The organism is Rhodococcus sp. 05-2254-6, from assembly GCF_002258565.1.
Classification (GTDB): Bacteria; Actinomycetota; Actinomycetes; order Mycobacteriales; family Mycobacteriaceae; genus Rhodococcoides.
In genome coordinates, this window is sequence record NZ_NOZF01000194.1 from 19730 (window position 1) to 27022 (window position 7293).

At 65.5% G+C, this 7293-nt stretch carries 5 protein-coding genes and 1 pseudogene; 1 reads left to right on the plus strand and 5 read right to left on the minus strand.

The window, feature by feature from the left end; translation table 11 throughout:
- Positions 1-40: 40 nt before the first annotated feature.
- The 4 genes from gndA to CH256_RS27240 form a co-directional block, all read right to left on the minus strand.
- The gene (gene gndA, locus CH256_RS27225; protein WP_094615060.1) at positions 41-1492 is read right to left on the minus strand and encodes an NADP-dependent phosphogluconate dehydrogenase; all 1452 of its coding nucleotides are present in this window, start codon (positions 1490-1492) and stop codon (positions 41-43) included.
- A 165-nt stretch (positions 1493-1657) separates the two neighbouring features.
- A complete protein-coding gene (locus tag CH256_RS27230) occupies positions 1658-3418 on the minus strand; it encodes a DEAD/DEAH box helicase (protein WP_373454885.1) in 1761 nt (586 codons plus the stop codon).
- 277 nt (positions 3419-3695) lie between these two features.
- On the minus strand, positions 3696-4652 hold the full coding sequence (locus tag CH256_RS27235; RefSeq protein ID WP_094641731.1) for a M56 family metallopeptidase: 957 nt from the start codon (positions 4650-4652) through the stop codon (positions 3696-3698).
- A gap of 23 nt (positions 4653-4675) precedes the next feature.
- Positions 4676-5092: a BlaI/MecI/CopY family transcriptional regulator gene (locus CH256_RS27240; protein ID WP_094641733.1), complete on the minus strand. Its 417-nt coding sequence runs from the start codon at positions 5090-5092 to the stop codon at positions 4676-4678.
- A gap of 200 nt (positions 5093-5292) precedes the next feature.
- Between CH256_RS27240 and CH256_RS27245 the strand changes: the two genes are divergently transcribed.
- Complete coding sequence (locus tag CH256_RS27245) at positions 5293-6594, plus strand: alpha/beta hydrolase (protein ID WP_094671527.1); 1302 nt, start codon at positions 5293-5295, stop codon at positions 6592-6594.
- 485 nt (positions 6595-7079) lie between these two features.
- Here the strand turns inward: CH256_RS27245 and CH256_RS28915 are convergent.
- Positions 7080-7293 (minus strand): annotated as a pseudogene (locus tag CH256_RS28915) (hypothetical protein); the annotation flags it as partial.

The window sequence follows — 7293 nt, forward strand, 5'->3', positions numbered from 1 at the left end:
CTGCGTGATGCACGCAGCGCCACCGGCGGGCGGTCGTCGGTCAGGCTTCGATCTCGGAACGATCGCCGCTCCACAGAGTGTGGAACTTTCCTTCCGAGTCGGTTCGCTCGTAGGTGTGCGCCCCGAAGAAATCTCGCTGTCCCTGTGTCAGAGCGGCAGGTAGACGCTCTGCCCGCAACGCGTCGTAGTAGGAGAGCGAGGACGCGAACGCGGGGACCGGAATACCCAACGAGGCCGCGGTGATGACGACCCGACGCCAGCTGTCGATGGCGTTCTCGATGGCATCACGGAAGTACGGGGCCAGGATCAAGCTCGGCAGTTCGGCGTTGTCGTCGTACGCGTCCTTGATGCGGTCGAGGAACCGCGCGCGAATGATGCAGCCACCGCGCCAGATCGTGGCGAGGTCACCGGGATGCAAATTCCAGTCGTATTCGGCACTGCCCGCGGCGATCTGGTCGAAGCCCTGTGCGTAGGCGACGATCTTCGACGCGTACAGAGCCCGACTGATGTCGTGTGTGAACTGCTCCGCGTCGGTCGGCTTGTCGGCCAGTGTTCCCGAAGCGAGTCCGACGGCTGCCTTGCGCTGAGCGCGTGACCCCGACAGAGCCCGAGCGAACACCGCCTCGGCGATACCGGTGACAGGAACCCCGAGGTCCAGGGCTGCCTTGACCGTCCAGCGACCAGTGCCCTTCTGTTCGGCAGCATCGACGATCACGTCGACGAGAGGCTGACCGGTCTTGGCGTCGACCTGTCGAAGAACCTCGGCGGTGATCTCGACAAGGTAGCTCTCCAGATCACCGTTGTTCCATTCGGTGAACACGTCCGCTACCTGAGCAGGCGTGTAGCCGAGAGCGTCGCGGAACAGGTTGTACGCCTCACCGATGAGCTGCATATCGGCGTATTCGATGCCGTTGTGGACCATCTTGACGAAGTGTCCGGAGCCGTCGGGTCCGATGTGGGTGCAGCACGGCGTGCCGTCGACCTGAGCTGCGATCGATTCCAATAGCGGACCCAGGGCCTTGTAGGACTCGGCCGGACCACCCGGCATGATCGACGGTCCGTTGAGCGCGCCTTCTTCGCCGCCGGAGATGCCGGCACCGACGAAGAGCAGTCCGCGCTCCTTCATGGCCGCCTCGCGACGAATGGTGTCGGTGTAGAGGGCATTACCACCGTCGATGATGATGTCGCCCTCCTCCATCGCGCCTGCAAGCTCCTCGATCACAGCGTCGGTCGGGTCGCCTGCCTTGACCATGATGAGCACTCGGCGCGGCTTCGCGAGAGCGGCGACGAACTCCTCGATGGTTTCGGTGCGAACGAAGTTGCCCTCGGTGCCGTGCTCGGCGATCAGGGCATCGGTCTTGGCGACACTGCGGTTGTGCAATGCGACGGTGTGGCCGTGATGGGCGAAGTTGCGGGCGATGTTGGAGCCCATGACGGCGAGTCCGGTGACTCCGATCTGAGCCAGTTCTGTCGGTTCTGCTGCTGAGGTCATACAGACAGCTTTCCCTGCCGAGCGGCGTCGCGCGAGCCAACCCCCCAGCAGAACTCAAACCTGGCCGTAGACAGCGACAAAAGGTGCCGCATTCGCGAAGAATGCGACACCTCATGTCGTCGAAATATGCTCCGGTCGAGTTACGACCGCACGGTTACGAACCGATCAGTGGCTGCGAGCCGGACCGTCGAAACCGTCGTACGAACGGCGTTCCGTGCGGCTGCGGAAGCCTCCGGAGCGGTGCTCGTCCTGGCGGGGGCCGGACGCGGGACGACGGTTGTCGGAGCCACGGTTGTCGGAGCCACGGTTGTCGGATCCACGACCCTCGTAGCCGCGGCCCTCGGAGCGACGCGGGCGGTCGCCCTGGTAGCCCTCGCTGCTGCGGGGGTTGGAGCCCTGGTATCCGCCGCTGCTGCGCGGGTTGGACCCCTGGTAGCCCTCGCTGCTGCGCGGGTTCGAGCCCTGGTAGCCGGTGCGGGGACGGTCACCCTGGTAGCCCTCACTGCTGCGCGGGTTCGAGCCCTGGTATCCGCCGCCACTGCGGGGGTTGGAGCCCTGGTATCCGCCGCCACTGCGGGGGTTGGAGCCCTGGTATCCGCCGCCGCTACGGGGGTTGGAGCCCTGGTAGCCGGGACGGCTGTTCCGGTCACGAGGAGCGGACTCGGCGCGCAGAGGCTCACCGGTCGGCTTCTTCGCCCCGGTGATGCTGTTCAGCTCGGCCGAACCGGGCGAGACGTTGACGGCAGTGGCCTTGACGCCGGCCATACCGGTCAGACGCAGAACCTGACGACGCTGGTTGGGGAGCACGATCGCGACGACGGTGCCCTTCTCGCCTGCGCGTGCCGTGCGTCCTGCGCGGTGCAGGTAGTCCTTGTGGTCTGCGGGCGGATCGACGTGGACGACCAGGTCGATACCGTCTACGTGGATTCCGCGAGCAGCAACGTCGGTAGCGACGAGGACGGGGGTGCGGCCGTTCTTGAAACGCTCGAGAACGCGGGTGCGCTGGTTCTGAGCCTTGCCGCCGTGCAGCGACTCCGCGGCGATACCGAGCGCACGGAGGCGATCGGTGATCCCGTCGCAGCCCAGCTTGGTACGCGCGAACATGATGGTGCGACCGCCTTCGCGAGCACCGATCTCGGAGAGAACGAGATCCTTCTGACCCCGGTCGACCATGAGGACGTAGTGATCCATGGTCCGGACACTGGCTTTGCCGTCCTGGGTGGAGTGCTCGACGTGATCGGGCAGGAACTGGCGTACCAGTGACTGAACCTCACGGTCGAGGGTGGCAGAGAACAGCATGCGCTGTCCGTCTGCCGGGGTGTCGGCGAGCACTGCACGCACCTCGGGCAGGAAGCCCATGTCGGCCATCTGATCGGCCTCGTCGAGCGCGGTGATCTCGATGGAGTCCAGGATGCAGGTGCCCTGGCGGAGGTGATCGGCGAGGCGGCCGGGAGTGGCGACGAGGACGTCGACTCCGCGTCGGAGCTGCTCGACCTGCTTGTTGAACGGGGTACCGCCGACGGCTGGCATGACTCGCAGGCCCTGAGCGTTGGCGTAGGGAGCGAGGGATTCGACGACCTGGAAGGCGAGCTCGCGGGTGGGGACCAGCACGAGCGAACGCGGGCGCTTGGCGGCCGGGCGATCGGTGTGCAGCGACAGGCGCTGCAGGATCGGCAGGCCGAAGGCCAGGGTCTTGCCCGAGCCGGTCTGCGCACGACCGAGGACGTTCTTACCGGCGATCGCGTCGGGAAGCGCCTTCTCCTGGATGGGGGAGGGCACGGTGATCGAGTTGCGCGCCAATGCGGCGACGACAGCCTCGGGCAGTCCGAGATCGGCGAAGGTGAAGGCCGGTGCCGCTACGGGCGTCGGGACTGCCGTGGTGTCGGAAATGGTGGAAACGGGTGTGTTGGAAACAGCGTGGGTCACGCAGTAAAGCCTCTCCGGATTACGGGCACGCCAATAAGCCCGAAGCTGAGAGCACCCGAAGAACCGGGAAACACGAAAAACAGCCAGAACACATTGATACGAGCCAGGGCACTGTCACCTGGCCATCAGAATGCAGATGAGAACTGCATAAAGTGGGGCTGTTTGTGCCATTTCGATTGCTAGGTCGCGATGGCGACCGGTCTCCACTGTACGGGACGTACCGCCAATTGTTCGACTTGAGTCGATGTGACCTGTGCGACCCCGATCGCGTGCGAGCTCACCCGATGAGCTTGCTCAGCTCCTCCAGCCACGGCATGGCAACGTAGATCGTCGGAAGAACCAGGATCACCACGGCCGCCGCGTAGGCCGCCGCGGCGATGCGCACATCGCTGCCCGGGCCGCTCAAGCGCTGCACACGGATGAGGGTGTGCGGCCCTCCGGCGGCCATCGCGCCACGCGGGGCGGTGGACCCGGCGCATGTGACCAGTGCCCTGGCCAACGGAGTGGGTCCGGTGACCTTGACCGCCGAGTCGTCTGCGAGCAGCTCGACCAGCAGCTGCACGCTGCCGAGCGCCGACTTGCTACGGACGATCCGCGGGAAGGCTTCGTTGACGGCGGTGAACGCTTCGAGAACCAGATCGTGGCGGGCGCGTAGATGTGACCGCTCGTGGCTGAGGATCGCAGTGACCTCGGCCTCGGACAGGCTGGCCAACGTTCCCCGACTCAGGACCACCCGCTGACGCAGACCGGGTAGGCAGTACGCGATCGGTTCGGCCGCGTCGAGTACCCGGATGTCTGCGTCGCGAAGGCCGCGAAAAGGGTTCTCTCCCAAGTCGGTTCGATCCAGCAGATCGACGAGCACGCGATGCCTGGAACGTCGGCGACGGGTTCTGACCGCTACCCGAACGACGGAGAACATGAGCTTGGCACCGATGCCGAGCGTGATGGCGAGGACGACGACGTAGAGAGTCCACAGGGGCAGACCGAGCGCGTCGATCTCGTCGGTCGGTGCCGTCGTGGGACGACCGTCAGGTCCGGGGACGAGCAGCAGTCCGCCGATCGCGAGGCCGGAGCTGAAAGCCGAGAGCACCGCAGCGAGAGCAATTGCCTGCCAGAGAACCAAAGCGGCGCGCGGTGACCGGTACGGCCAGCTCGCGCGAGCGAGCACTGCCGGAACCGGCCCAGCCAGGATCAGCGCGAGTACTGCGAATACCAGCGCAGTCGTCGAGTTCATGTCCTCACCTACTGCCGCGAGCGTCAGTCCGTCGGACGGCGATCTCCAGCCGAAGGGGACTTCGATGTCGATTGTGCCACTTCCAACGCGGCAAGCGCCTCACGGAGGGCGTCGGCTTCGTCGGCCCCCACCTGACCGACGAAGTGCACGAGTGCCGCTGCGCGTCCACCCGACGCCGGTGCCTGCGACAGCGCATCGACCATAAGGCTTGCGACCAGCTCGTCGCGACCGTGCAACGGTGCGTAGCGGTGCGCTCTGTCGTCGCGTTGCTGGACGACCAACTTCTTCTTGGCCAGCCGCTGCAGCACCGTCATCACCGTCGTGTACGCGAGTTCGCGATGCGTCGCAAGTGCCTCGTGGACCTGTCGAACGGTCTGGGGATCGGACGACTCCCACAGATGGTCCATCACTGCGCGCTCTAGTTCACCAAGACCAGCCATTCGTCCGAGTCTACGGCTACTCCGACGTGGATGCGTACTACTCGTGGTAGTACCGACCGTTCAACTGATGTGGGATCGGTCATAGTCGCAGTCGCGACGAATCGGCGGGTCTCGACCGCAGGACTCCCGGGGCGAATAATCTGTGCTGTGATCGTGCCGCCTTTCGGCCCGACTTTCGAGAAGTGAGCGGAGACGAAAGCGTGGAGTGGTTCGATTCCCTGTCGTTGATCGATGGTCCGGTACCGGTGATCGTGTCCGTTCTCGGTGCCCTCGGTGGTCTGTGGCTGCTCGTCTCGAGATCGCGGCGATACGCCACACGTGCAGTGCCGATCGTCGTCACGGCAGCGATCGTCGTCACGGCGATCGGCTACGTGGTGGTCGAGAAGGTGTGGCGACCGTTCCCGGATCCGATAGAGACCTCGATCTACGTGTGGATCGGAGTGGGCCTCGCTGCGCTGTTCGCGGTGATTCCCAGGGCGGTGAACGCCCGAGGGGTGCTGGGCACGCTGGCGTCGGTGCTGGCGATGGTGTTCGTGGTGGCGGCGTCGGCCCTGCACGTCAACCTCGAGTTCGACGCGTATCCCACCGTGGGCAATGCTCTCGGTGCCGAGTCGGCGGCGCGCATTCAGTTCTCGGATGTGCCCGCTGCGGTGGAACAGACTGTTACGGGCACGCCTCTGGACTCGGTGTGGACAGCACCGGCAGATCTGGCGACCGCCGGGAAGATCACCTCGGCATCCATTCCGGCCACCGCGTCGAACTTCACCGCACGAGATGCGGAGATCTACCTGCCGCCCGCCTACTTCGCCGATCCTCGCCCGCTCCTTCCGGTTCTCGTGCTGCTCGCCGGCCAGCCGGGAGCACCCGAGGACTGGCTCAACGGCGGAAAACTCGCCGAGACGATGGACGATTTCGCTCGCGATCATGCCGGTCTCGCGCCGGTTGTCGTCGTCGCGGACGGAACCGGGTCGTCGATGGCGAATCCGCTCTGTGTCGACTCGCCGCTGGGCAACGTGGACACGTATCTCTCCCGCGACGTTCCCGACTGGATCGACTCGGCGCTGCAGGTGGACCGCAATCGCGCACACTGGGCGATCGGCGGATTGTCCTACGGCGGTACGTGCTCGATTCAGATGGCGACCAATCACCCCGATGTCTATCCCACGTTCCTCGACCTCTCCGGCCAGCGCGAGCCGACTCTCGGCGATCGAGACCGCACGGTGCAGCAGGCCTTCGGAGGAAACTCCGCGGCGTTCACCGCCATCAACCCACTCGACCTGCTGAAATCACGTCAGTACCCCGACTCCGCCGGTATTTTCGTCGTGGGGTCCGACGACAACGACTACAAACCGGGCCAACAGGAGATGTACGACGCGGCGAAGGCCGCCGGAATGGACGTGCAGTACGTGGAAGTACCGGGCGGACACAGCTTCGCGGTGTGGTCGGAAGGCCTCCGGCGCGAGCTCCCATGGCTGGCAACGAGAACAGGGTTGATTTCGTGAACGTGACCGATCCGGAACGACCGTCTGCGGCGGACGCCGAAGTATCGACACCCGCCGAACCGTCGTGGATGTCCGCGCGCACCGAATCCCTGAGGTCCGGTGCGTCTGCAGTCATGCGCCAGCTTCGGCGGGTGTGGGCGCTCATCGTGTTCGGTGCCGTGGGAGCACCGGTCAGTTTCACTTTGCTCGCCGTCGTCTGGGTGATGGGCATCGTCGCCGCGGTCGTGGACAACCGCGGCGAGATGGACAAGTACTTCGCCGTGGGCATCATGCCGTTCGAGCACTGGCACCTGTGGACCCCGCTCACCTCGGGTCTGGCGGCACCCAACATCGCCGGTTGTGTGGTGGCCACGGTCGGGGTGCTGCTGGCCGCCGCACCGATCGAGCGCCGTATCGGATCCCGTCGCTTCGCCGTCGCGGCGTTCGTGACGCAGGTGGCCGGTTCGTTGTTCGGCCTCGGTCTCGCGGTTCTGGCCAAGACCTTCGACGCGGATTCGCCTGCGCCACAACGTATCCATTCGCGAGGTCGCGACCAGGACCACACCGAAGATCCAAGTCGTCGGGCCCACAGCGGTTCCGACGTGCAACCGGAATCCCCAGTCCGCGTCGAAGGTCTTGGCCAGAACCGCGAGACCGAGGCCGAACAACGAACCGGCCACCTGCGTCACGAACGCCGCGACGGCGAAGCGACGGGATCCG